This window comes from Nocardia transvalensis (genome assembly GCF_015477765.1).
In the GTDB taxonomy this organism is placed as follows: Bacteria; Actinomycetota; Actinomycetes; order Mycobacteriales; family Mycobacteriaceae; genus Nocardia; species Nocardia transvalensis_A.
Genome location: NZ_JADLQQ010000006.1, coordinates 592,763 through 616,895 on the forward strand (window position 1 = coordinate 592,763; position 24,133 = coordinate 616,895).

At 67.3% G+C, this 24,133-nt stretch carries 28 protein-coding genes; 15 read left to right on the forward strand and 13 right to left on the reverse strand.

What is annotated here, in order from left to right; genetic code table 11:
• Positions 1–347: 347 nt before the first annotated feature.
• From IU452_RS20770 to IU452_RS20805, 8 genes are all read left to right on the forward strand, one after another.
• Positions 348–1,610, forward strand: a complete 1,263-nt coding sequence (locus IU452_RS20770; protein ID WP_195110811.1) for an ABC transporter substrate-binding protein — start codon at positions 348–350, stop codon at positions 1,608–1,610.
• A 164-nt stretch (positions 1,611–1,774) separates the two neighbouring features.
• On the forward strand, positions 1,775–2,623 hold the full coding sequence (locus IU452_RS20775) for a carbohydrate ABC transporter permease (RefSeq protein WP_228818485.1): 849 nt from the start codon (positions 1,775–1,777) through the stop codon (positions 2,621–2,623).
• Entirely contained in the window at positions 2,617–3,456 is an 840-nt protein-coding gene (locus IU452_RS20780; protein ID WP_195110743.1) for a carbohydrate ABC transporter permease, read from the forward strand. Before IU452_RS20775 ends, IU452_RS20780 begins: the two co-directional genes overlap by 7 nt.
• A gap of 86 nt (positions 3,457–3,542) precedes the next feature.
• Positions 3,543–4,166, forward strand: coding sequence for a TIGR03086 family metal-binding protein (locus IU452_RS20785; protein WP_195110744.1), 624 nt, complete (start codon positions 3,543–3,545; stop codon positions 4,164–4,166).
• A gap of 25 nt (positions 4,167–4,191) precedes the next feature.
• Entirely contained in the window at positions 4,192–5,271 is a 1,080-nt protein-coding gene (gene ychF / locus IU452_RS20790) for a redox-regulated ATPase YchF (protein WP_195110745.1), read from the forward strand.
• A gap of 60 nt (positions 5,272–5,331) precedes the next feature.
• Positions 5,332–5,739: a DUF1801 domain-containing protein gene (locus IU452_RS20795; RefSeq protein WP_195110746.1), complete on the forward strand. Its 408-nt coding sequence runs from the start codon at positions 5,332–5,334 to the stop codon at positions 5,737–5,739.
• A gap of 114 nt (positions 5,740–5,853) precedes the next feature.
• Positions 5,854–6,264, forward strand: coding sequence for a transcriptional regulator (locus IU452_RS20800; RefSeq protein ID WP_195110747.1), 411 nt, complete (start codon positions 5,854–5,856; stop codon positions 6,262–6,264).
• A 397-nt stretch (positions 6,265–6,661) separates the two neighbouring features.
• Positions 6,662–7,114, forward strand: a complete 453-nt coding sequence (locus IU452_RS20805) for a hypothetical protein (RefSeq protein ID WP_195110748.1) — start codon at positions 6,662–6,664, stop codon at positions 7,112–7,114.
• 67 nt (positions 7,115–7,181) lie between these two features.
• Here the strand turns inward: IU452_RS20805 and IU452_RS20810 are convergent, their stop codons facing one another.
• Positions 7,182–7,649, reverse strand: coding sequence for a DUF4396 domain-containing protein (locus tag IU452_RS20810; protein ID WP_228818296.1), 468 nt, complete (start codon positions 7,647–7,649; stop codon positions 7,182–7,184).
• A 173-nt stretch (positions 7,650–7,822) separates the two neighbouring features.
• Here IU452_RS20810 and IU452_RS20815 point away from each other — a divergent pair, with 173 nt between their 5' ends.
• The 3 genes from IU452_RS20815 (at position 7,823) to IU452_RS20825 (ending at position 9,125) form a co-directional block, all read left to right on the forward strand.
• On the forward strand, positions 7,823–8,182 hold the full coding sequence (locus tag IU452_RS20815) for a hypothetical protein (protein ID WP_195110750.1): 360 nt from the start codon (positions 7,823–7,825) through the stop codon (positions 8,180–8,182).
• A 7-nt stretch (positions 8,183–8,189) separates the two neighbouring features.
• A complete protein-coding gene (locus IU452_RS20820; protein ID WP_195110751.1) occupies positions 8,190–8,336 on the forward strand; it encodes a hypothetical protein in 147 nt (48 codons plus the stop codon).
• Positions 8,337–8,624: 288 nt separating this feature from the next.
• Positions 8,625–9,125 (forward strand): hypothetical protein, encoded by a 501-nt coding sequence (locus IU452_RS20825; protein ID WP_195110752.1) that lies wholly within the window; start codon positions 8,625–8,627, stop codon positions 9,123–9,125.
• 83 nt (positions 9,126–9,208) lie between these two features.
• On the opposite strand, the gene IU452_RS20830 is transcribed toward IU452_RS20825, so the two are convergent.
• The 4 genes from IU452_RS20830 to sdhC are packed head-to-tail and all read right to left on the reverse strand — an operon-like array spanning position 9,209 to position 12,623.
• Positions 9,209–9,991: a succinate dehydrogenase iron-sulfur subunit gene (locus IU452_RS20830; RefSeq protein WP_195110753.1), complete on the reverse strand. Its 783-nt coding sequence runs from the start codon at positions 9,989–9,991 to the stop codon at positions 9,209–9,211.
• Positions 9,991–11,757: a succinate dehydrogenase flavoprotein subunit gene (sdhA, locus tag IU452_RS20835; protein WP_195110812.1), complete on the reverse strand. Its 1,767-nt coding sequence runs from the start codon at positions 11,755–11,757 to the stop codon at positions 9,991–9,993. Before sdhA ends, IU452_RS20830 begins: the two co-directional genes overlap by 1 nt.
• 31 nt (positions 11,758–11,788) lie before the next feature.
• The gene (locus tag IU452_RS20840; RefSeq protein ID WP_195110754.1) at positions 11,789–12,220 is read right to left on the reverse strand and encodes a succinate dehydrogenase hydrophobic membrane anchor subunit; all 432 of its coding nucleotides are present in this window, start codon (positions 12,218–12,220) and stop codon (positions 11,789–11,791) included.
• Position 12,221: 1 nt separating this feature from the next.
• Positions 12,222–12,623, reverse strand: a complete 402-nt coding sequence (gene sdhC, locus IU452_RS20845) for a succinate dehydrogenase, cytochrome b556 subunit (RefSeq protein WP_195110755.1) — start codon at positions 12,621–12,623, stop codon at positions 12,222–12,224.
• A gap of 308 nt (positions 12,624–12,931) precedes the next feature.
• Between sdhC and IU452_RS20850 the strand changes: the two genes are divergently transcribed.
• Positions 12,932–13,333, forward strand: a complete 402-nt coding sequence (locus IU452_RS20850) for a cytidine deaminase (RefSeq protein WP_195110756.1) — start codon at positions 12,932–12,934, stop codon at positions 13,331–13,333.
• 148 nt (positions 13,334–13,481) lie between these two features.
• On the opposite strand, the gene IU452_RS20855 is transcribed toward IU452_RS20850, so the two are convergent.
• A complete protein-coding gene (locus IU452_RS20855; RefSeq protein WP_195110757.1) occupies positions 13,482–13,751 on the reverse strand; it encodes a hypothetical protein in 270 nt (89 codons plus the stop codon).
• Between the two features lie 175 nt (positions 13,752–13,926).
• On the opposite strand from IU452_RS20855, the gene IU452_RS20860 reads away from it, so the two are divergent.
• Both IU452_RS20860 and IU452_RS20865 read left to right on the forward strand, forming a co-directional pair.
• Positions 13,927–15,210 carry a thymidine phosphorylase gene (locus tag IU452_RS20860; RefSeq protein WP_324192730.1) on the forward strand — a complete coding sequence of 428 codons (1,284 nt, stop codon included), beginning with the start codon at positions 13,927–13,929 and terminating at the stop codon, positions 15,208–15,210.
• Positions 15,211–15,637: 427 nt separating this feature from the next.
• The gene (locus IU452_RS20865; protein WP_195110759.1) at positions 15,638–16,729 is read left to right on the forward strand and encodes an adenosine deaminase; all 1,092 of its coding nucleotides are present in this window, start codon (positions 15,638–15,640) and stop codon (positions 16,727–16,729) included.
• A gap of 175 nt (positions 16,730–16,904) precedes the next feature.
• Here the strand turns inward: IU452_RS20865 and IU452_RS20870 are convergent, their stop codons facing one another.
• From IU452_RS20870 to IU452_RS20890, 5 genes are all read right to left on the reverse strand, one after another.
• Complete coding sequence (locus IU452_RS20870) at positions 16,905–18,152, reverse strand: primosomal protein (RefSeq protein WP_195110760.1); 1,248 nt, start codon at positions 18,150–18,152, stop codon at positions 16,905–16,907.
• A 33-nt stretch (positions 18,153–18,185) separates the two neighbouring features.
• Positions 18,186–18,518 (reverse strand): YbaB/EbfC family nucleoid-associated protein, encoded by a 333-nt coding sequence (locus IU452_RS20875; RefSeq protein WP_195110761.1) that lies wholly within the window; start codon positions 18,516–18,518, stop codon positions 18,186–18,188.
• 76 nt (positions 18,519–18,594) lie between these two features.
• On the reverse strand, positions 18,595–18,951 hold the full coding sequence (locus IU452_RS20880; RefSeq protein ID WP_416382339.1) for a hypothetical protein: 357 nt from the start codon (positions 18,949–18,951) through the stop codon (positions 18,595–18,597).
• Positions 18,948–20,084 carry an NlpC/P60 family protein gene (locus tag IU452_RS20885; RefSeq protein ID WP_228818300.1) on the reverse strand — a complete coding sequence of 379 codons (1,137 nt, stop codon included), beginning with the start codon at positions 20,082–20,084 and terminating at the stop codon, positions 18,948–18,950. The genes IU452_RS20880 and IU452_RS20885 overlap by 4 nt, the downstream gene beginning before the upstream one ends.
• A complete protein-coding gene (locus IU452_RS20890; RefSeq protein WP_195110762.1) occupies positions 20,081–20,401 on the reverse strand; it encodes a type VII secretion target in 321 nt (106 codons plus the stop codon). Before IU452_RS20890 ends, IU452_RS20885 begins: the two co-directional genes overlap by 4 nt.
• A gap of 144 nt (positions 20,402–20,545) precedes the next feature.
• On the opposite strand from IU452_RS20890, the gene upp reads away from it, so the two are divergent.
• Positions 20,546–21,169 (forward strand): uracil phosphoribosyltransferase, encoded by a 624-nt coding sequence (upp, locus tag IU452_RS20895; protein WP_195110763.1) that lies wholly within the window; start codon positions 20,546–20,548, stop codon positions 21,167–21,169.
• A gap of 9 nt (positions 21,170–21,178) precedes the next feature.
• On the opposite strand, the gene IU452_RS20900 is transcribed toward upp, so the two are convergent.
• Both IU452_RS20900 and IU452_RS20905 read right to left on the reverse strand, forming a co-directional pair.
• The gene (locus tag IU452_RS20900) at positions 21,179–22,732 is read right to left on the reverse strand and encodes a phospho-sugar mutase (protein ID WP_195110764.1); all 1,554 of its coding nucleotides are present in this window, start codon (positions 22,730–22,732) and stop codon (positions 21,179–21,181) included.
• Positions 22,733–22,857: 125 nt separating this feature from the next.
• A complete protein-coding gene (locus tag IU452_RS20905) occupies positions 22,858–23,637 on the reverse strand; it encodes a purine-nucleoside phosphorylase (protein ID WP_195110765.1) in 780 nt (259 codons plus the stop codon).
• Positions 23,638–24,133: the final 496 nt, after the last annotated feature.

Genomic DNA, 24,133 nt, shown 5'->3' on the forward strand with positions numbered 1-24,133 from the left:
TCTAGCTGGGTCTTGCGGAAACGGACACAACGTAGCTGAACCGGGGCGCGGATGTGCCCGACTTGACCAAGTCTGAACATTCCCCACCCGGTTGGGGGTGTCCGACCGCATGGTCGCATGTCGATCCCACATAGTGCACATCGCATTCTCACCAATTGGGATCTGGGCGGAGCGGACATTCGTCCGTTGCCCGCGTGTTGCCCTCGCCGATCCTCCCTCGTGCGTATGCTGCGGTGCTGGTCCGCGGTAATGCTGCCGCGCCTCCACAGCTTCTGCCGTTGTCCTGGTTGCCGTGCGGAGGGAGGGTTGTTGTGTCACCGCTTCCCCGTCGCGCCGTGCTCGCTTCGATGCTGGCCGCTCCATTGCTGGGCGGCTGCGGGGACGCCCACGACGACGCGGTGACGTTCTTCTTCCAGGCGCGACCGGAGGAGGCACGCGCCCGGCTGCGCATCATCGACGAATTCCACCGGCGCCGTCCGGACATCAGGATTCGGGGCATCCTGTCGGGGCCGGATCCGTTGCAGCAGATGCTGACCTACTGCGCGGGCGGCAAATGCCCGGACGTGCTGATGGCCTGGGAACTGCTGTATGCGGGATTGGCCGAACGCGGTGTGCTGCTGGATCTGCGCACGCTGCTGGACCGGGAGCCGAACCGGGCGGCGGCGCTGCGGGAGGACGGCTATCGCCCGCTGTACGACACCTTCACCTACGGCGGCGGACAGTACGCGCTGCCCGAGCAGTGGTCCGGCATCTTCCTCTACTACAACCGAAAGCTTCTCGACCGGACCGGGATTCACCCGCCCACCCGCTGGGATCGGCCGTGGTCCTACGCCGAATTCCTGGCGGCCGCGCAGGCGCTGACCCATCGCGACGGCGGCGGGCGGGTGCGGCAGTGGGGGTTCGTGGACGGCTGGGTGCCGGCGTATTCGGCAGCCTGTTTCGCGATGAACAACGGGGCGGCATGGTTCAGCCCGCCGATGGCGCCCACCCGCACCAATATCGGTGATCCACGGTTCGCGGCGGGCGTGCAGTTCTATGCCGATCTCGCCGTGCGGCACCGGGTGGCGCCGAATACCGCCGACCGCCAGGCGGTCTCGGCCTACGATCTGTTCGCGGGTGGGCGGGCGGCCATGCTGCTGGGCGGGCACTGGCTGTATTCGGAGTTCATCGGCCGTGACGAACTGGACTTCGATGTCACCGTGTTGCCGGTGGGCCCCCAGGGCGGTCCGGCGGCGGTCACCGATGTCGGCTGCACCGGGCTGGCGATCGCGGCCGCGAGTCCGCGACGCGAACAGGCCTGGGAATTCGTGAAATTCGCGACGGGGCCCGTCGGGCAGGCGATCATCGCCGAATCCGGGCTGTTCGTGCCGGTGCTCCGCTCCGCTATGCACTCGCCCGGATTTGCCGCCGCCCACCGGCACATTCGCAATCTGGAGGTGTTTACCGGCGGTCCGGACCACTCGCGACAGCTGGCGACCACTCCGGCGTGGGGCAAGGTGGATGCGCTGCTCATGCGCAGTATGAATCGGGTGCTGCGCGGGGCGGCGACGGCGGATTCGTTGGCGGACAAGGCCGCCGATATCGACGCGCTGCTGGGGGCGCCGGTATGAGCCTCGAATCCGTGCGGAACCGCGTCCCGGCGTTCGCGGGTGGGCGTGCCGACCGTATAACGGCGGCACCGCGGCCCGCGGACGATCGCACAATCCGGGCGGTGCCGAAGACGACGCGCGAGCGAAGGCGGTCGGAGCTCGCGCGGCGGCGGGCTCGCGCCGGGATGGGGTTCGTGGCACCCAATCTGGCGGCGGTGGCGGTGTTCATGCTGTTTCCGCTGGGGTTTTCGCTGTATCTGAGCTTCCACTCGTGGGATCTGTTCCGGCCGATGCGGTTTACCGGATGGGGGAACTACCGCCAGTTGCTCGGCGATCCGCTGTTCTATATCGCCCTGCGCAATACGGCGGTGTTCACCGTTCTCACCCTGGTGCCGACGGTCGCCATCAGCCTCGCGGTCGCCGCGGCCTTGAATCGGAAGCTGCGGGGAATCGGGCTGTTTCGGACGGTGGCCTTCCTGCCGCTCGTCGCCTCGACCGTGGCGATGGCCGTGGTGTGGCGGTTCCTGTTCACCACCGACGGGGGATTGGTGAATCTCGTCCTGGGGTGGGTCGGGCTGCGGCCGGTGCCGTGGCTCAGCGAGCCGCAGTGGGCGCTGATCTCGCTGAGCATCGTGACGGTGTGGAAGAGCGTGCCGTTCGCGACGGTCGTGCTGCTCGCCGCCATGCAGGGCATTCCACAGCACCTGTACGAGGCGGCGATGATCGACGGTGCGGGCCCCTGGCGGCGTTTCCGCTCGATCACCGTGCCGTTGATCCGCGGCGCCCTGTCGTTCGTCTTCGTCATCACCGTCATCAACACCGTGCAGGCCTTCGATCAGGCCTACGCGCTCACCGACGGCAACGGCGGCCCGGAGACGGGCACCTTCGTGCTGGGAATCATGCTGTTCCAGAACGCCTTCCGGTTCTACGAGGTCGGCTATGCCGCCGCGCTGGCCTGGGTGATGTTCGCGCTGCTGCTGGTTCTCACACTGGTGCAGCTGTGGCTGTCGCGGCGGGAGACACAGCCGTGGTGACCGTGCGGGCGCGGCGCGCGATCGTGCGCGGGGCGCTGATCTATGCCGCGCTGGTGGTGATCGCCTGGTGTGCCATCGGGCCGATCCTCTGGGCGCTGTCGGCCTCGCTGAAAGGCGATGGCGCGCTGAGCGACCCGAATCCGATCCCCTCCGACCCGCAGTGGTCGAATTACGGCCGGGTCTTCGGGCTGTTGCCGCTGGGGCGCATGCTGCTGAATACGGCGATCTATGCCGGATGCGTCACCGCCGGGCAGGTGTTCTTCTGCTCGCTGGCCGGATATGCCTTCGCGCGCTTGCGTTTTCCCGGGCGAGATCTGTTGTTCGTGGCGTACCTGGCGACGCTGATGGTGCCGCTGACGGTGACGGTCATTCCGCAATTCCTGCTCATGCGCGCCTTCGGCTGGGTCGATACGCCGTGGGCGATGATCGTGCCCGGCCTGTTCGGCTCGGCCTTCGGCACCTATCTGATGCGGCAGTTCTTCCGCACGCTGCCGGTGGAGCTGGAGGAGGCCGCCGTTCTCGACGGCTGCAGCACCTGGCAGGTGTACTGGCGCGTGCTGCTCCCGCACGCCCGTCCCGCGGTCATGGTGCTGGCCGTGCTCACCTGGATCACGGTGTGGAACGACTTCCTGTGGCCGCTGGTGATGATTCAACGCAACGAGATAGCCACGGCCACTTTGGGATTGGTGCGCCTGCAGGGGCAGTACCACACGCAGTGGCCGATCCTCATGGCCGCCGCGCTGATCGTGCTGGCTCCGCTGCTGATCGTGTACGCCTTCGCCCAGAAGGCATTCGTCCGCGGCATCGCCCAATCCGGGCTCGGCGGGCGTTGATTCGATCCGACTTCGCCACCTCCGGGAATGTCTTGTCGGTGGATGTCGCTATGTTCGACAGCGAAACGAGTTGAAAGGCACCACCGATGAGCATCACCCCGCAGACCGCCGACGATCCGGCCACCGCCCTCGCTCCGGTATGGCGGGATGTGCTCATCGCCTCCCACCGCGCCCTGGTCGACGTGGTCGCCGGAATCGGCCACGAGCAGTGGCGGCTGCCGACTCCGTGCTCGCAATGGACGGTTACGCAGGTGATTCAGCACGCCGCCGCCGATCAGCGCGCCTATGCCAGGGCACTCGGCGTCGGATCCGGTCCCGAATACGACCCGTTCGCCCCCTCCGGCACCATCACCGGCCTGCCCGCCGCCTTGGTTGCCACGGCCGTCGACGAGGCGGCCGCGGCCTGGGCGACCGTCACCGACCCCACCGCACCCGTGCCCACCCCGCTGCCGCACGGCGCCCTGCCCGCCTCGGTCGCGGCGGTCCTGTGCGCCCTGGATGCGGCCGTCCACGCCTGGGACATCGCCGCCGCCACCGGCCAGCGTTCACCGCTGACCGACGACCTCGCCGCGGCCTTGCTCCTCGGCGCCGGCGGGCTGATCGAACCGTTGCGGCAGTACGGCGTCTACGACCCGGCCGTGGCGGGCGATCCCACCGACACCCCGGTCGACCAGCTCCTGCGCTACCTGGGCCGCGACCCCCGGGGCTGACGGGGCCGCGTAGACTCTTGCTCTCGTGAGTCTCACCCTCGGAATCGTCGGCCTACCGAATGTCGGCAAGTCGACGCTGTTCAATGCGCTGACCAAGAACGACGTGCTGGCGGCGAACTACCCGTTCGCCACCATCGAGCCGAACGTCGGCGTGGTGCCGCTGCCCGATCCGAGGCTGAACAGGCTGGCCGAGATCTTCGGCTCCGAGCGCGTCGTTCCGGCGACCGTGTCGTTCGTCGACATCGCCGGCATCGTGAAGGGCGCCTCCGAGGGGGCGGGGCTGGGTAACAAGTTCCTGGCCAACATCCGCGAGGCCGACGCCATCTGCCAGGTGGTGCGGGTCTTCGCCGATGACGATGTGGTGCACGTCGACGGCCGTGTCGACCCGCTCGCCGATATCGAGGTCATCGAGACCGAGCTGATCCTCGCCGACCTGCAGACCTTGGAGAAGGCCGTGCCGCGGCTCGAGAAGGAGGCCAAAGTCAAGAAGGAGCGCAAGCCCGCCTTCGAGGCCGCCAAGGCCGCCCAGGACATCCTCAACGGCGGCAAGACCCTGTTCGCCGTCCGCGACCAGCTCGACACCGACCTGCTGCGCGAACTGTCGCTGCTGACCATCAAGCCGTTCCTGTACGTATTCAACGCCGACGAGTCGGTGCTGACCGACGAGGCCCGCGTTGCGGAGCTGAAAGCCGCTGTTGCCCCTGCGGATTCGGTATTCCTGGACGCCAAGGTCGAGGCCGAATTGCTGGAGCTGGACGAGGAGTCCGCCCGCGAACTGCTCGAATCCATCGGCCAATCCGAGCCCGGCCTACACGCCCTGGCCCGCGCCGGCTTCCACACCCTGGGCCTGCAGACCTACCTCACCGCCGGCCCCAAAGAGGCCCGCGCCTGGACCATCCACCGCGGCGACACCGCCCCCAAGGCCGCCGGCGTCATCCACACCGACTTCGAACGAGGCTTCATCAAGGCCGAGGTCGTCGCCTACAACGACCTGATCGAAGCCGGCTCCATGTCCGCAGCCAAGGCAGCAGGCAAGGTCCGGATGGAGGGCAAGGATTACGTGATGGCAGACGGGGACGTCGTGGAGTTCCGTTTCAACGTGTAGCTGTTGAGAAGTAGCGCCAGGGTTCGTACGGACGGAGTCTCATTCGAACGGAGGGCGGGTATGGCGACCGGAATCGTGACGCAGGACGACAGCGTTTTCATCGCGATGACAGACGGCTTGTCCCCGGATATTCGCCGCCTGGCCCTCGCCTGCCGCAGCCTGATCTATGACGTGCTGCCCGTGACTGTGGAGGTGGTCTGGCCGCAGCAGCGCACCGCCGGATACGGTACGGGGCCGAAGAAGATGACCGAGCACTTCTGCTGGATCGCCCCCCACACCAAACATGTAGTGCTCGGCTTCTACTACGGTGCCGAGCTCCCCGATCCCGAAAAGATTCTCGAAGGGACCGGAAAGTCCATGCGCCACGCGAAGATCCGCACGCCAGAAGATGTCCAGAGCCCAGCCCTGCGGCGTCTCATCGAGATCGCCACCACGCACCGCGTGCCACCCCCGCAACCGCGGCCGTGAGATCTCAGGCCCGGACTGTGCGGCCCGCGGCAGGAAAGGTGTTCCGGGCGTGGGCTTCTCGTTGCGTGAGAGAAGTCCTACGGGTTGTAGTATTGGTTGGGTAGCATCGTGGGCATGCCCGTCAAACAACGCACAGCGATTGTGGTTCTGGTCGGCGCGGTGATGGTGTTGCTCGTAGTCGGGTGGCGGGCATGGGATCACGGGCCGAGGACCGTCGCGGTCGACAACAACATCGGGTACGTCCTGCTGTGGCCGCTGTTCGCCGCGTTCCTCGTCTGGGGATGGCTCCGATTCCGGGCGTTGGAACGACAACGCCCGGCAGACACGGCGTCTCGCGCGAAGGAACACCTGTCGCGCGAAGTTCCCGCCGAACTGCTCCCGACACGGCCGATGCGCCCGCACCATGCGGACCCGGCGCTGGATGCCTACAACACCTATCTCGCCGAACTCAATGCACGGGAACTGCAACAACATCTGCGCGCGGCCGGATTGGATATCGGCGAGCCTCCCTCGCGACGGCACTGACCTCCACCGATGCTCTCGGCATGTCCCGGAGTGCCGTCGTCACGAGGACGGCGCGCTGGGTTGGACCGCGAAGCTGGTTCGACCGCCACAGAAGTCCCGGATCTTCGATAGGTCTGGGGCGTAGATGACTAACATGTGATGATGCCTCGGCTGGGGAGCCGAGCTACCCCTGTTCGCCCGCGATATCCCGGCCGATGCTGATTTCGCGGTTCGAAGCGACTGCTCGCGAAAGGGGCGGGCGGACGGCTGGTGGTGGAGCGAGGTCGGATGTGCCGACGAGATCGGGTGGGCCGCATGATCGATCGTGAATGGAACCGCGGGTGGCGTGAGAGCGTCGAATCAGGTGAGAGCGCCGCGCGGTGAGCCGCATCGGGCGGCGGTGACGGGAGGGGTGCGGATGGAAGACGACAAACGGGGCGCATGGCAGATCGCGGTGGGGCTGGGGTGGCCCGATCCCAGTGGGCCCGGGTCTCTCGACAACGACGAGATTCACCCGATCGCACTGTTGCTCGAAGAGAGTGCGCATCGGGTTCGTGGAGTGAACCGTATTCCGTGCTACACGGGGTTCGGGCCGGTGGGGGAAATCCTCGATTTCGCTGTGCGGCTTTGCGGTAACGCGTACGACCCGGCGGCGGTGCCGGTCGAATGCACCCTCACCGTTTACGCGACCCAGGATGAGCTCGACGAGCTACTGCAGGCCGTCGTGGAGGATCTCGGCGTGAGTAAGGACGGATATTCCGTGGCTGCCGGGCGCAAAGTCACTCTCGGACTGCGCGATGTTTCGCCGGGATCGCAGGAGGACGCTCTCTACCAGCACCTGGTCGACCGGTATCGCAACCGGGCAGACTAGGCGCTCCCGTCAAACCGCCCGATCGACGGATGTGTCGATAGGGCGGTTTCGTTCCCGGGCACGTGGCTCAGTGGTGCCCGTGCAGGGCGTGGACGACCGCGTGGCCCTTGCCCCGGCCGATCAGCCACTTGTTCACCGGTGTGGTCACGACGAAGGCGATGGCGAAGGCGAAGGCCAGTGTGGCCCAGAACAATACGGAGTCCAGGTGAGCGTCCATGGCGCCGGGGACGGCGAGGATCACGGCGTTGTCGACGATCTCCATCACGCTGATCGACACGGTGTCGGCGGCCAGGGCGGTGGTGACGGCGGCGCCGAGGGTGAGCCCGGCCTTCAGCACGCCGCGCATGGTGAAGGCGTAGCCGAAGACGAAGGCCAGCACGATCGCCAGCACCATCGTCGGAGCATTGCCCCACCCGAGCGCCGTACCGATCACCATGCCGAGCACCTCGCCGATGGCGCACCCGGTGAGGCAGTGCAGGGTCGCCAGCGCCGCCATCTTCCAGCTGGTGGGGACGTGGCTCGAGTGAGTGGTCATGGCAGTGCCCCCGTGTGTGTGATCGTGTCCGCTGTGCGCCGAGTGGTCGTTCCGCATGGCTCGAATAATACCCCTGGGGGGTATTTAGTCAATACCATTAGGGGGTAGGTGTATGGGCTCTACCGCGGTGAGTACTACTTGCGTCAGGACTGCGACATTGTTGCTACGAGGCCATGCCCTCCGGATACACCCTGATATGGCACGGCATCGACGACGACTTCGGTGCCTCGAACGGATGGATCTATTCGCGCGACCCGATCGGCGACCGAGTCGTCGTCGGCCAATGCCGCGAATTCGACACGCGCACAGTGCATGTCAACACCGTCGCCCCCAACGTCTGGGCCCAGATGAGCAGCTGGAACAAGTCGGATGCCACCAGCTTCGAGGGCTTCAACCAGAACCTACCCTGCAGGTTCTTCACACCCCCGACAATCCGCTGGCCGGAACCGAAGGCCGCCTCCACGAGAAGTGAAGGCGGCCTTCGCGATCGTCATCGTCGATCGGCCCTCGACCCGGTATGTCTGTCCGTATGATCACGACATGGGGGAGGTCTGGCACCATCTCGTACGACTGCTGGAGCCCTTTGCCGGGCTGCTCGATTATCTGAGCCCCTGGGGGATTCCGTGGCCGCTGACATTCGCGCTCGTCTTCCCGATCGTCACCTGGGTGCTGGCCGGAATGGTGTAGTGGTCTCGTGGGACCGCCTGGCCCGTCCGATGCGACTACCCCCTCACGACTACCGGCCACCCGTGCAGGAACCGGGTACTGGGCGAATGGCAGCGGTGCCGCTATCACCGTCCGGGTACCCGGCGCCGCAGCGGCCGTGAAGTACGCGAGCTCCTCCGCTGGCAAACGGTTCGGCGCGGTGGCCGCCTCGTCGAACGAGACGACATCCACGGACGTGGGTTCCTGCGTGATCGCTCCCAGATCCGCGGCCTCCTGTACTACCGGGGCTTCGCACGACCGCCGCGGAATGTGCGCCGAATCTGGCGCACCTGGCTGACCGAACGTCGCGATGATTGGCGCAAACTCATCGCACAGTTCCGCGCCGGCGGAGTACTCGACTTTCGAGTCTTGTTCATGGGCGCGGCGAATGCCTCGGCGCGAATGGGGGTTTCGTCCCGGCTGACCCAGGTGATCCGGGCGACCCGGCTGATATTGCTGCTCACCACGGCCGGACTGGTACTGGTCGGCTTCACGGTATGGCGGAACTACGACCCCAAGAGTTGGCTCAGCTACGTCGCTGCTCTGATGTTCGTCGCCGCGTGGGCGGTTGCTCGCTGGGGAATCTGGGCCGAGGTTTCCACCGACTCGGAGTTTCGGTGGCGTGGTGGCTGGTTGCGGAATGCGACCATCCAAACCGCGAAATGGTTCGCCGCATTCATGCTCATCTCGGTTCTGGCCGGTGACCTGATCACTCGGATCGAAAAACTTCTGCGCGGCCCAGGCCAGCTGGATATCGGCGGCCTGTTGTAGTTGCGGTCGTATCGGACGAGCGGCGAACGACGAAGGCCGCTCGCATCCGAGGATGCGGGCGGCCTTCAGTGTTTCGGGCTGGGTCAGCGGGCGAAGAGCAAGGCGCGCTTGACTTCCTGGATGGCCTTGGTGACCTCGATGCCGCGAGGGCAGGCGTCGGTGCAGTTGAAGGTGGTGCGGCAGCGCCAGACGCCTTCGACGTCGTTGAGGATGTCGAGGCGTTCGCGGGCGCCTTCGTCGCGGCTGTCGAAGATGAAGCGGTGGGCGTTCACGATCGCGGCCGGGCCGAAGTAGCTGCCGTCGTTCCAGTACACCGGGCACGAGGTGGTGCAGCAGGCGCACAGGATGCACTTGGTGGTGTCGTCGAACCGGGCGCGGTCGGCCTGGCTCTGGATGCGCTCGCGGGTGGGTTCGTTGCCGTGGGTGATCAGGTACGGCTTGACCGCCTTGAACGCGTCGAAGAACGGCTCCATGTTCACCACGAGGTCCTTTTCCACGGGCAGGCCGCGGATGGGCTCGACGGTGACGGTGAGCGCCCTGCCACCTTTCGGCAGCATGTCGCGCATCAGCACCTTGCACGCCAGCCGGTTCACGCCGTTGATGCGCATGGCGTCGGAACCACAGACGCCGTGGGCGCAGGAGCGGCGGAAGGTGAGCGTGCCGTCCAGGTAGGACTTGATGTAGATGAGCACGTTCAGGAAGCGGTCGGTCGGCAGCACCGGCACCTGGAACGAATCCCAGTGCGCGCCTCGGCCGTCCTCCGGGTTGAACCGCGCCACCTTGACGGTGATCATGGTCGAGCCCTCTGGCACCGGGGCAGGCTTCGAAGGGGAAGTCCCAACTACCTCGTTGGCTACGGCGGTCATCAGTACTTACGCTCCATCGGCTCGTAACGGGTCTGCACCACCGGCTTGAAATCGAGCCGGATATCGGCGATCAGCTTGGCGTGCGCACCGGGCTCGACGTCCTTGTACGCCATGGTGTGGCGCATGAAGTTGACGTCGTCGCGGTCCGGATAGTCCTCGCGGGCGTGACCGCCGCGCGACTCCTTGCGGTTGAGCGCACCCACGACGGTGACCTCGGCCAGCTCCAGCAGGAAGCCCAGCTCGACGGCCTCGAGCAGATCGCTGTTGTAGCGCTTGCCCTTGTCCTGCACCGTGATGTGCTCGTAGCGCTCCTTGAGCGCGTGGATATCGGTGAGCGCCTGCTTGAGGGTCTCCTCGGTGCGGAACACCGCGGCATTGGCGTCCATGGTGGCCTGCAGCTCGGTGCGGATGTCGGCGACGCGCTCGTTGCCGTGATCCGACAGCAGCCGCGCCAGCCAGCCCTGCACGTATTCCGCAGGGGCCTCGGGCATCTCCACGAACTCGGTGCGCTGGGCGTACTCGGCGGCGGCGATACCGGCGCGGCGGCCGAACACGTTGATGTCCAGCAGCGAGTTGGTGCCCAGACGATTCGCGCCGTGCACCGACACGCACGCGCACTCACCCGCGGCGTACAGGCCCGGCACGATGTCGGTGTTGTTGCGCAGCACCTCACCGCGGATGCGGGTCGGGATGCCGCCCATCACGTAGTGGCAGGTCGGCATGACCGGCACCGGCTCCTTCACCGGGTCCACACCCAGGTAGGTGCGGGAGAACTCGGTGATGTCGGGCAGCTTCTCCTCGAGCACGTCCTCGCCGAGGTGGGTCACGTCGATGTAGACGTAGTCCTTGTTCGGGCCGGCGCCGCGGCCCTCGAGGACCTCCTTGACCATCGAGCGGGCGACGATGTCGCGCGGCGCGAGGTCCTTGATGGTGGGGGCGTAGCGCTCCATGAACCGCTCGCCCGACGCGTTGCGGAGGATGCCGCCCTCACCGCGCACGGCCTCGGAGATGAGGATGCCCAGACCGGCCAGGCCCGTCGGATGGAACTGGTGGAACTCCATATCCTCCAGCGGCAGGCCCTTGCGGAACACGATCGCCATGCCGTCGCCGGTCAGCGTGTGCGCGTTGGAGGTGGTCTTGTACATCCGGCCCGAGCCGCCGGTGGCGAACACGATGGCCTTGGCGTGGAACACGTGCAGTTCGCCGGTGGCCAGCTCGTAGGCGACCACACCGGTGGCGACCGGGCCGCGGTCGGTGTTGGTCATCACCAGGTCGAGCACGTAGAACTCGTTGAAGAACTCGACATCGTGCTTGACGCAGTTCTGATACAGCGTCTGCAGGATCATGTGGCCGGTGCGGTCGGCGGCGTAACACGCGCGGCGGACCGGGGCCTTGCCGTGGTCACGGGTGTGGCCGCCGAAACGGCGCTGGTCGATCTTGCCCTCGGGGGTCCGGTTGAACGGCAGGCCCATCTTCTCCAGGTCGAGCACCGCGTCGATGGCCTCCTTGGCCATGATCTCCGCAGCGTCCTGGTCGACGATGTAGTCGCCGCCCTTGACGGTGTCGAAGGTGTGCCACTCCCAGTTGTCCTCTTCGACATTGGCCAGCGCGGCACACATGCCGCCCTGCGCCGCGCCGGTGTGGCTGCGAGTCGGGTACAGCTTGGTCAGCACGGCGGTGCGGACTCGGGGACCGGCCTCGATGGCCGCGCGCATCCCCGCGCCACCCGCACCGACGATGACGACGTCGTAGCGGTGCTCCTGAATCGGTCGCGATTCACTCATCGAGGTGGCGTTCCTAACTGATGTTGGGGTCGAAGGTGAAGATGACGTAGGTGCCCACGCCCATGATCAGGATCATCGAGATCACCAGCAGGGTCTTCAGCCAGAACCGGGTGGAGTCCTTGCGGGAGTAGTCGTCGATGACGGTGCGCAGACCGTTGCCGCCGTGCAGCTGAGCCAGCCACAGCATGGTCAGATCCCAGAGCTGCCAGAACGGGCTCGCCCAGCGGCCGGCGACGAAGCCGAAGTTCAGCCGCTTCACGCCGCCGTCGAGCATCAGCATGATCGTCATGTGGCCGATGACCAGCACGACCAGCAGCAGGCCGGAGAAGCGCATGAACAGCCACGCGTACTTCTCGAAGTTGTTGCCCGCGGTGCGCCGCGGGGCGCGCGGGGCGTCGAGGCTGGCGGGGCGGTCGTAGGACTTGCCGAGAACAGGTGCAGTCATATCAGTGCTCCGTCAGCAGGTAGAAGAACTGGCGTCCGACACCGGCGGCCGCGACGAGGATCCAGACCGCGAGCACGATCCACAGCATCAGGCGCTGGTACTTGGGGCCCTTGGACCAGAAGTCGACGAGGATGACCCGGATGCCGTTGAGGGCGTGGAACAGCACGCACACGGCCAGGCCCATCTCCATGAGGGCGACGACCGGATTCTTGTACGTCTCGATCGCCCGGTTGTAGGTGTCCGGGCTGACCCGCACCAGCGCGGTGTCGAGCACGTGGACGAACAGGAAGAAGAAGATCGTGACGCCGGTGATCCGGTGCAGGGCCCAGGACCACATGCCCGGGTCGCCGCGGTACAGGGTCTTCCGCTTCGGCTGTGCCGGAGCTTCGAGGGTGGTCGTCATAGAGTGCGGTGCCTCCAACGTCGTTGATGGACCCGGTCGCGGTCTCGGCGCGCGGGCGGGAGCCGTTGGATCTGGAAAACACCAGCTCGTGCCCGGAGCCAACGCCCCGGAGGCTGCGGTCGGCCCGCCGCCGGGAACCTGAACCGATCTGTCTGGAACTCTAATCCCCGGCGATTCGCGGAACTAATTCGGCGTGCCGCGCGTTGAAGCCGAATTCGCATTAGTTAGGTTTGCCTAGCCTTTGGCATTGACGGGGTTGTGATGGCTTCTCTACGGTCGTGGTCGAGTCGTTCGAGCGGAGGTCCGATATGCCGGAAGTCGATTGGAATGCATTGCGCCGCAAGGCATTCGAAGTAATGCAGAATGCGTATGCACCCTACTCGCGGTTTCCGGTCGGCGCGGCGGCTCTCACCGTCGACGGCCGAATTGTGAGCGGGTGCAATGTGGAAAATGTCTCATATGGTCTCGGCCTCTGCGCCGAATGTGTACTCGTCGGTAACTTGATCGCGACCGGCGGCGGGCGTTTGCTGGCGGTTGTCGCATGCGACTCGCGGGGCACGACACTGATGCCCTGCGGTCGCTGCCGCCAGGTGCTATACGAGCATGGAGGTGCGGATTTGCTCGTCGACCACCAGGACGGGCCACGGCCTCTCGGGAGTTTGCTGCCCAGTGCCTTCGGGCCCGATGATCTGGCCGCGGGGCAACAATAGGTGTGAATTTCGGCACCTGAATTCGGATATGCGGGTGTTTCGGAGCGTCCGCGGCGGGTCGGGGTCGTGGTTCCCCGACCCGCCGAGTGTTGACTGGACGCCGAAAAACACAGTGGCGCAAAGGTTTACGGACGGTTTGGGCTCGCCGTCACGACTCCTCCTCGAAGGAGACGTCGATCTCCTCCTCGGTGGGCATGGTGACCTCCGGTATCTCGATTGGGGGAAGCCCCATATGCGCCATAATCATCGCCACGCCCCGGCTGAGTCCGTTGACACTATCGGCAAGCCGCCGAGTGATCAGCTCATGCCTGCGGACATCTCTTGTGAGCTTGTAGATCGACGCCCCGTGGATTTCCTCGATATCGGTGACCCGCCCCTCGAGCTTGGTCACGCGCCGGTCGAGCTCCGCATACGACATGACTTCCCCCTGTTCGCTTCGATGTGGCAGCGAGGCTACCGCAGGTCATCGGGGGTTGCCGCGTGTCGCGGTCCAGCCGCACCCCTTCCCGGAAGACGCACCCTTTTCCGGGGTTGAGGGTCGCCCAATCGCTCCGGGAGGGGCGGTCGTCTGAGAGGCTGAGGGGATGGTGAGTGTGCATTCGGCAGTGTCGGTGATCACGACCAAGCGGGACGGGGGAGAGCTCGACGACGACCAGATCGACTGGGTGATCGATGCTTTCACGCGCGGTGAGGTGGCCGACTATCAGATGGCGGCGCTGGCGATGGCCATCGTGTGGCGGGGGATGACGCGGCGCGAGATCGCGCGCTGGACGAAGGCGATGATCGAATCCGGGCAGCGCATGAACTTCACCGATCTGCCGCGGCCCACGGTGGACAAGCATTCCACCGGTGGGGTGGGGGACAAGATCACGCTGCCGTTGGCGCCGCTGGTGGCCGCCTGCGGCGCATCCGTTCCGCAACTGTCCGGCCGCGGCCTCGGCCACACCGGCGGCACCCTGGACAAGCTGGAGTCCATCCCCGGGTGGAAGGCCGATGTCTCGGTGCCGCGGATGCGGGAGATGCTGGCGGATCCGGCGATCGGTGCGGTCGTGTGCGCGGCGGGAGCGGATCTCGCGCCGGCCGACAAGCGGATCTACGCCCTGCGCGATGTGACCGGGACCGTGGAATCCATTCCGCTGATCGCCAGTTCGATCATGAGCAAGAAGATCGCGGAGGGCACCGCGGCGCTGGTCCTCGATGTGAAAGTGGGCGCGGGCGCGTTCATGAAGAATATCGACGCGGCCCGCGAGTTGGCCACGGCCATGGTCGAACTGGGCACCGACGCCGGTGTGCGCACGGTCGCCCTGCTGACCACCATGGACACCCCGCTCGGCCGCACCGCCGGTAATGCCCTCGAGGTCGCCGAATCGGTGGAGGTGCTGGCGGGCGGCGGTCCCGCCGACGTCGTCGAACTCACGGTCGCGCTGGCCCGGGAAATGGTGGCCCAGGCCGGAATTCACGATGTGGACCCCGCCGACGCGCTGGCCGACGGGCGGGCGATGGACCATTGGCGCGCCATGATCAGCGCCCAGGGCGGTGATCCGGATGCACCGCTGCCGCGCGCCAAGCATGTGGAGGTCGTGAAGGCCGAGCGCACGGGGACACTCACCCGGCTCGACGCCATGGGTGTCGGGCTGGCGGCTTGGCGGTTGGGGGCGGGCCGGGCCCGTCAAGGCGATCCGGTCCAGTTCGGCGCCGGTGTCGAAATGCACGCCAAGCCCGGCGATTCCGTGACGGCCGGGCAACCGCTGTTGACTCTGCACACCAATACCCCCGATGCGATCCCGGCCGCGCTGGAGGCCCTGCGCGGCGCCTACGCGATCGGGCCCGAAACGGTGACGCCCGCGCCGATCGTCTTGGAGCGCATCGCAATATGAGATGAGGCCTGCCCGATAGGACGATTCGTCCGAATTGTCGTCAATAAACCGGAAAATCGGGACTCGGTGTTAAGTCGGACCTTAAGCCCCCGTTGTGGTTTCGTGACCTTTGACCTACCGTTCCAAACGCGAAACCTGATGAAGGAGATATTCCACATGGATTGGTTGAACAACCTGAGCACCGGTTCGTCCATCTTCAACAACGCGACCTCCGGGCTGAAGAACCTGCTGGACATCTTCAGCGCGCTCGGCTCGGCCTAGTTCGGCTCGCGTTCGTGAAAGAGGGCGGCTCCGCTACGGAGCCGCCCTCTTTCGTCTCCGCTCGACCCCGGCGACACATGGGCGATCTCCCAGCGACATGCTGGCGAGAGGATGCCCACAGTCGAAGTTTGCTGCGGAACCCGGCGGATACGGATAGCGTCGGTACATGACTGGACCGATGCCTTTGACCCTCGCCTCGATCCGCCAAGCCCCGAAGGCCGTGTTGCACGACCATCTCGACGGTGGTCTGCGACCTTCGACCGTCCTCGAGCTGGCCGCCGAGTGCGGATACGACCAGCTGCCGGCGCACGACGCCGAATCGTTGGGGACCTGGTTTCGCGATGCCGCCGACAGCGGTTCGCTCGAGCGCTATCTGGAAACCTTCGACCACACCGTCGCGGTGATGCAGACCCCCGAGGGGCTGCGGCGAGTTGCCCGCGAATGTGCGGAGGATTTGGCCGCCGACGGCGTGGTGTATGCCGAAGTGCGCTTTGCGCCCGAACAACACCTCGAACGCGGGCTCACCCTGGACGAGGTGGTCGACAACACCCTGGCCGGATTCCGCGAGGGCGAGGAGCTCGCCGCCGCGGCCGGCAACCCGATTCGGGTGACCTGCTTGCTCACTGCCATGCGGCATGCGGCGCGGTCGCTGGAGATCGCCGAACTGGCCGTCCGTTTCCGCGACCGGGGGGTCGCCGGATTCGACATCGCCGGTGCGGAGGCCGGATTCCCTCCCACCCGGCACCTCGATGCCTTCGAATACATGCGAGCCAACCACGGGTTCTTCACCATCCACGCGGGAGAGGCCTTCGGCCTGCCCTCGATTCACGAGGCGCTGGCCTTCTGCGGCTGTGACCGGCTCGGCCATGGTGTGCGGATCACCGACGACATCTTCGACTCCGACACCGAGCCGCGCCTCGGGCTGGTGGCCAATTACGTTCGGGACAAGCGCATTCCGCTGGAGTTGTGTCCGTCCTCGAATGTGCAGACCGGTGCGGTGCCCGCCCTGGACAAGCATCCCTTCGACCTGCTGGCCCGGCTGCGGTTCCGCGTCACGGTGAACACCGACAACCGCCTGATGAGCGACACGACCATGAGCCAGGAAATGCTGAAACTGGTCGAGACCTTCGGCTACAGCTGGAGCGATCTGGAACGCTTCACCATCAATGCGATGAAGTCGGCATTCATCCCGTTCCCGGATCGATTGCGTTTGATCGACGAGGTGATCAAGCCGGGGTATGCGGTTCTGATCGGGTGATCGGTGAGAGACCCTGTCATTGCGGCCCTAGGGGCCGCAATGACAGGGAATGAAAGGGGCCCGCTCCGCTGGGGGTTCGGGGATGGAGGGCGCTCGCCGGGTGTCGGGGATGGAGGGCACTCGCCGGGTGTCGGGGACGGAGGGTGCCCGCCGGGTGTCGGGGAGGCGGACCTGCTCAGCCCTTTTCGAGGCGGTTTTCGAAGGCGTGTTCCAGGGTGCGCCAGGTTTCGGCCTCGGCGGTGAAGGGAGGGCTGGGGGCCAGGCGGCTGGGGTCGGGCTCGAGGAGGTAGGAGACGTACCAGCCGAGGGGGGTGGACTTTGCCAAGGCCTGTTCTGCCGTGTCGTCGTCGGCGTAATCGGCTGCGTCGGTGAGCAATTCGACCGCCAGGTCGAGCTGTTCGACGTCGACGGCCTTCGGGCCCTCGGCGAGATCGTCGGCGAGGCCGGGGAGGACGTAGACGTTCTCGTCTTCGACCTCGATCTCGAGCGAGCCGTCCACGGCCGCGGTCTGCACCTCGCCGTAGGTGCTCACCCGGGCCAGGTCGTGGTCGTGGTCGTCGGCCAGGTACCGGGCCAGCGCGCGTTCGGAGGTGAAGACCGTGATCGTGCCGTTGCTGCCGAGGAATACCGGCTCGTCGTCGAGGTAACAGCGCAACGTGTAGAAGGTCTCCGACGAGGTGACGATCTTGATCGGGTCGATGCCGACCTCGTGCCAGAACGTCTCCTCCTCGTCCTCTTCCTCCTCGTCGTCGGCATCGAGGTCGACCGGCTCGATCTCGTCGTCGGTATCGGCCGCGTCCTCGGCGTCGACGATGTTCTCCTCGGCGGCAAGCAGTTCCGCCTCGGCGACCGCGACCGCGTCGGCATCCACCTCGGGTGTCTGCACCACGGAGTCGATCGCGTCGACCACCCGGTCCCAGTCCTTGGCGATGGCGGCGCCGATCTGGTTCCACAGCTCCTCGCCCTCACGCCCGTAGAAGGCGCTCACCCCCGCGGGCAGGGCGCCCAGCACCGGATGCGAGCCGAAGAACTTCGTCACCACGTCGAGTTCGCACACCTCGCCGATGGTGCGGACCATGTCGAGGGTCTCCTCGAGCTCGGCCACGATCTCCGGATCGGGATCACCCGCCGCCAGCTCGGGCACCCCGACGAGATCGAAGACGTGCTGCTCCTCCGGCTCGAGTTGATCCGCCGACAACCCGACCACGACCTTCCAGGACGGATGGTCCACCAGATCGTTGTCGTCGTTGGTGCGGATGAACGCGGCCAGCTCCGCGACCGACTCGAAGCCGTACAGCGCGTCCTCGTGCCCGAGGAATGCCTCCCACTCGTCGTCACCGTCCCGCCAACGCGGTGCCCACAGTGTGACGAGGTCGCCGTCGGTCAGGCCGAGCTCGATCGGGACGATGTCTCCAGAAGCCATGACGGGAAGCCTATCGAGCCTCGGCGTTCCGCACTATTCGGCCCGCCCCGCAACGTTTCCCGGCGGCGCTGCCACGAACGTGGAGTTCAGCTCGGCAACCACCTTGGACCGTTGCTCACCGGCGTTCTGGGCCGCCTGCTGGCAGGCCCAGATGATCGCCTGCCCCACTTCCGCAGGTGAACGGGAGGTGACCGTCTCCGCCAGTGTCAGGGCGACCAGGGCACCGTCGCTGTCGACCTCCACGCTCACCGAGCCGTCCTCGGTGGTGTAGCGGCCCCGCACCTGCTTGAGGCCGTACAGCGCCGCCTCGAGCGCCTCCAGCTTCTGGGTCGCCTGCGCGACCAAGGCATCCATCTCCGCGCTCATGACTGCGCCTCGCTAGCGCTCGGCTCCGTCATGACCGCGGTAGCGGCTGTGTTCATGGCTCGCTCGCTTCGCTCCCTCACACCGGCCTCATCCAGGTAGTCGGTCCCGTGTCCTCGTCGTCCATGCGGTCCAGCTCGTCGACCGCGCGCTGGCGGGTGGGCAGCCCGAGCTTGTCCAGGATCTCCGCCGGCATACCGGACTCTGCCAGCAGCTCGCGTCGGCGCGCCTTGGCCACGATCGTCGAGCGCTTGGTCAGCCGCAGGATCTCGGTGGCCAAAGCCTGTGCTCCATAACGGTATTCGCTGCGTTCGAATTTGATCTCGACCGGCATGCCCTGATCGGTGGCCCGCACGCTGATGGTGCCGGCGCGGTTGGTGCTGGCGGCGACGGTGACGTTCGGCAGCTGCGGTGTCTGCTGTTGGTTCATGCTCATGTTGTGGGCCTGTAGAAGCCGTGGAACGCCATACCCAAGTTCTCCGTTCGAATCGGATTGGTCTGTACCGGATCACCGGCCTCGACCATCTGTCCGTTACCGATCACCATCGCGACGTGGCCGTCCCAGATGGCCAGATCGCCCGGCATGAGGTCGCCGGGGCTGACCGGGGTGGCTCCGGCGCTCTGGTCGGCGGCCAGCCGGGGAATGTCGACGCCGGCCTCGCCGTAGGCCCATTTGGTGAGGCCGCTGCAGTCCAGGCCGGCGCCCGGGGTGTTGCCGCCCCACACGTACGGCGTCCCGACGGCGCTGATCGCCGACTTCACCGCGGTGGCCGCCTTCTCGTTGGGGGCCTCGACCTCGCTGCCGTCGGGCAGTTTGATCATGACGCCGCCGTGGCGGCCCGGCTTGTCGCCGGTGGCCGACTGCGGCGACGGAGAGGTCGTGCCGCCCGGACGCGTCCGCGACGGCGCGGTCGCGGCGGCCGGGGTGAAGCCGCCGAGCATCGAGCCGCCGCTGGACAGCGCACTGCCGACCAGCGAACTCGCCTGCTGGATGCCGCCGGACACGGGCGCGGCCACCGCGGCCGGTGCCACCGCGGCCGCCGGTGGGGGAGTCGGCGGTGGCGGGGTGAGTTCGGTCATCGAGGCGGTGTGGGTCTCGAGTTCGGAGCGGACCCGGCCGACCACGTTCAATGCCTGTCCGAGGTGGTCGATCGCGGAACTCACCACCATGGCAAGTCCGGGCGGGGTGCCGACGGCAGGGCCGAGCGCGGTGACCGAATCGACGAACGACTGCAGGATCGCGTCGAGTTCCTTCTGGCCGGTCTGCACCGAGGCCGCCGCCTGACTGACCACGTCGGCGATGTCATTGCCGCGGTCGGACAGGCTCGCCGCCGAGGTCTGCACCTTCAGCGCCTTATTCATCGCGGCGTCGCCGCCCTCACCGTTCCAGGCACTGGTGAGCTGATTGATACTCGTGCTGCCCGCTTGGTGGATGTTGTCGAGAGTGGTGGAGGTCAGCCGCAGCGCATCCGCGGGACCGCCGCTCGGCAGCGCGCCCGAGCCGAAGCTGGCGAGCAGGTCGATCAGCGGCTGCGCCAGCGCGCTGAGATCGATCACCGGGGCGGTCATGCCAAATCCCCTTCGACGGAGCGCAGGGCCGCCGCGCCGCCGGCGTCGGTTCCGGAATACGCGGTCGCGGAACCTGTCGCTGCGGTGCCGACGGTGCCCAGCACCGCCGACAGCTGTCCGATCGCGGCGACATGACCGGCGTGGGCCGCGGCATAGGCGGCCACGAAATCACCGCCGACCAGACCGAAGATCGGACCCAGCAGCACCGGATCGGCTCCTGCCGCGCCGGCCGCGGCGGCGGCCATCTCCCCGGCGAGGCCATCGGCTGTCGCACCGTAGGCGGCGACGCCCTCGGTGTCGACCGAGATCTTGTGCATCAACATCCCCCATCGTGCTGGTCTCTCGGCAGATTACGTCATTCGAGTACTTCGACGCAGGTGCCGTGGGCAGGGTTCCGTCCCGGACGGGACAAATGTGCCGTGGGTTCGGAACCGAACCGGTACAGACCTTATCGTTCCCTCATGCGCACGCACATCGTGGATCATCCGCTGGCCGCAACCCTGCTGACCACCTTGCGGGATGCCCGGACACCGAATCCGGCGTTCCGGGCGGCACTGCGCGACCTCACCGGCATCCTGATCTACGAGGCCCTGCGCGACGCTCCGCTCGCCTCTTTCGAGGTGGCCACGCCGGTCGCAACCGCCAAGGGGGCTCGACTGGCGCACCCGCCGCTGCTGGTTCCCGTGCTGCGCGCGGGGCTGGGCATGGTGGATGCGGCCAGCGAGCTGATCCCCGAATCGCGGGTCGGCTTCGTCGGCATCGCCCGCAACGAGGACACCCATCAGCCGGTGCCGTATCTGGAGTCGCTGCCGGAGGATCTGTCCGCGCTGCCGGTCTTCGTACTCGACCCGATGCTCGCCACCGGCGGGTCCATGCGGCACACCTTGGAACTGCTGGTCGCCCGCAAGGCCACCGATATCACCGCCATCTGCGTGGTGGCGGCTCCGGAGGGGGTGGCGACGCTGGAGCAGTCCGGACTTCCGGTGCGGCTGCTCACCGCCGCCGTGGATTCGGGGCTCAATGCCGACGCCTACATCGTTCCGGGCCTCGGCGATGCGGGCGATCGTCAGTTCGGGCCCCGCTGAATCGTCCGATCAGAGTTTCTGGCAGTAGGCGCGCAGTTCGGCCAGCCGTTGCGCGGCCGACAGTTTCGCATCCTCGAGGGCGTCGCGGGACGGCACCTGTTCCACCACCTCCAGATAGCACTTGAGTTTGGGCTCGGTGCCGGAGGGGCGGATCACGATGCGCTGCGAGGCGCCCTCGAAAATCAGTGCGTCGGTATGCATGCGGCCGCGTGCCTGCAACAGGTCGGTGCAGGTGACCGGCTCGCCGGCGATGGTGTCGGGCGGGGTCTCGCGCAGCCGCGCGACGACCTCGGCCGCGGCGGCCTGATCGGCCAGCCGCAGCGAGACCTGATCACCGGCGTGCAGACCGAATTCGAGCGCGAGATCGTCGAGAACGGCACCGACGGTGCGGCCCTCGGCGCGCAGCCGGGCGATCATGTCGCAGGCGGCGACGGCCGCGGAGATGCCGTCCTTGTCGCGCACGGTCGCCGGGTCCACGCAGTGCCCGATGGCCTCCTCGTAGGCGTAGACCAGGCCCTCGCCCGCGCGGGCCAGCCATTTGAAGCCGGTGAGGGTTTCCGCGTAGCGGGCGTCGCGGGCGGGAGCGAGTTTGCTCAGCAGCCGCGACGACACGAGTGTGGTGGCCACCAGTGACTGCGGCGGGGCGGTGCGCAGCACGTAATCGGCGAGCAGCACCCCGGTTTCGTCGCCGCGCAGCATCCGCCAGCCGTCCGGGCCGGGCACCCCGATCGCGCAGCGGTCGGCATCGGGGTCCAGGGCGACGGCGACATCCGCGCGGACCTGTCGCGCCAGATTCAGCAGCCGATCCGCGGCGCCCGGCTCCTCCGGATTCGGGAATGCGACGGTCGGGAAATCCGGGTCTGGCGCGAACTGTTCGATCACGACGTGCACGTCGGTGAAGCCCGCCGCATGCAGGGCGGAGACGGCCGCCTCACCGCCGACGCCGTGCATGGGCGTCAAGGCGATGCGAAGTGGGTTGGCGGACAGGGGTTCTCGTCCGCCGATCACCTCGGGCAGCGAGGCGACGCGGGCGAGGTAGCGCCGGACGATCTCCTCGCCCATCTCGCTCACCGAGGTGCCCGCGGACAGCGAGAGGATCGCCGGATCGGGTGCGGTCGGTCGCGGATCGGCGCGCGAGATCGGTTCCGGCGCAGCCTCGATGCAGCGCTCGATCTCGGCGTCGGCGGGTGGGATCAGCTGGGAGCCGCCGTCCAGATACACCTTGTATCCGTTGTCGGTGGGCGGGTTGTGCGAGGCGGTGATCTGCACTCCGGCCACCGCGCCCAGCTCGCGCACGGCGAAGGCGACGACCGGGGTGGGCAGCGGCCTGGGCAGTGGTAGCACCGAAAAGCCTGCGGCGGCAAAGACTTCCGCGGTGGCCTCGGCGAATTCAGTGGAGCCGTGCCGGGCGTCACGGCCGACGATGACCAGGCCGCCGCCGAGGCAGCGTCCGCGCAGCCACTCGGCCAGCCCCGCCGTCGCCCGGGTCACGGTGGTGATATTCATCCCGTCCGGGCCGTCCTGCAGTGGACCACGCAGACCGGCGGTTCCGAAACGCAACATCAGCGGCACATCCCTTCCTGCGGATTCCGTCCGGGGCGGCCGGACGCGACCGAGCGATATCCCTTCCGGCATAACCGATTCGACGCGGATAATCCTCCTCGGCTCGAGGTGACCGGTCGCACGATCTAGAGGCGCTCCAGCACGCCGCGCAGCAGTTTGCCCAGCCGCGGCGCCGCGGCGTGGCCCTCGGCGAGCACCTCGGCGTGGGACAGGTGCGCGCCGGTGACTCCCGCGGCCGGGTTCGTGACCAGGGAGATGCCCAGCACGCGGGCACCCGCCGCGCGGCAGGCGATGGCCTCGAGCACGGTCGACATGCCGACCAGGTCGGCGCCCACGGTGGCGAGCATGCGGATCTCGGCGGGAGTTTCGTACTGGGGGCCGGTCAGGCCCGCGTACACGCCTTCGGTGAGGCTCGGGTCGATCTCCTTGGCCAGCTTGCGCAGCTCCGGATCCCAGGCGTCGACGAGGTCGACGAAGGTGGCTCCGGTGAGCGGGGTGCGGCCGGTGAGGTTGATGTGGTCGCTGATCAGCACCGGCTCGCCGACCCGCAGGCCCGACCGGATACCACCGGCCGCGTTGGTCAGCAGCACGACCTCGGCGCCGGCCGCGACAGCGGAGCGGACACCGTGCACCACCTGCGCCGGCTCGTACCCCTCATACAAATGCTGGCGCCCCATCATGAGCAGCACCGGCGAATCCCCGACCCGCACCGAATGCACCATCCCCTGATGCCCCTGCGCGGTCGGCGCCCCGAATCCGGGCAGCTCCGCCATCGGCACGGACGCTGTCGGATTGCCGATCTCGGCAGCCGCCTCCTGCCACCCCGATCCGAGCACCACCGCAACCCGATGACGCGCCACCCCCGTATGTCCCGCAATCGCCTCCGCGGCCTGTTCGGCAAGCATGTGGCTCACCATAGTCCCGCCCCACCGCCCCCGCGCGCCACAGGTATCCCCGGCAGGACAAAGCTCCCGGCCAAAAGCACGCCGGGATGCGCGAGAGGGTCTGCGTCGGGATGACGAGAGGGTCTGCGCCGGGACGACGAGAGAGGGCCTGCGCCACTTGCTTTCACAGCCGGGCGAGCCCTCTCGTTCCCCCGCCCGGCAGTGGCTTTGCTTTCACTGCTGGGCGGGTCCTCTCGGCTCGGACCGTGGGGCGGGTCCTCTCGGCTCGGACCGTGGGGCGGGTCCTCCCGGCTCGGACCGTGGGGCGGGTCCTCTCGGCTCGGACCGTGGGGCGGGTCCTCTCGGCTCGGACCGTGGGGCGGGTCCTCTCGGCTCGGACCGTGGGGCGGGTCCTCTCGGCTCGGACCGTGGGGCGGGTCCTCTCGGCTCGGACCGTGGGGCGGGTCCTCTCGGCTCGGACCGTGGGGCGGGTCCTCTCGGCTCGGACCGTGGGGCG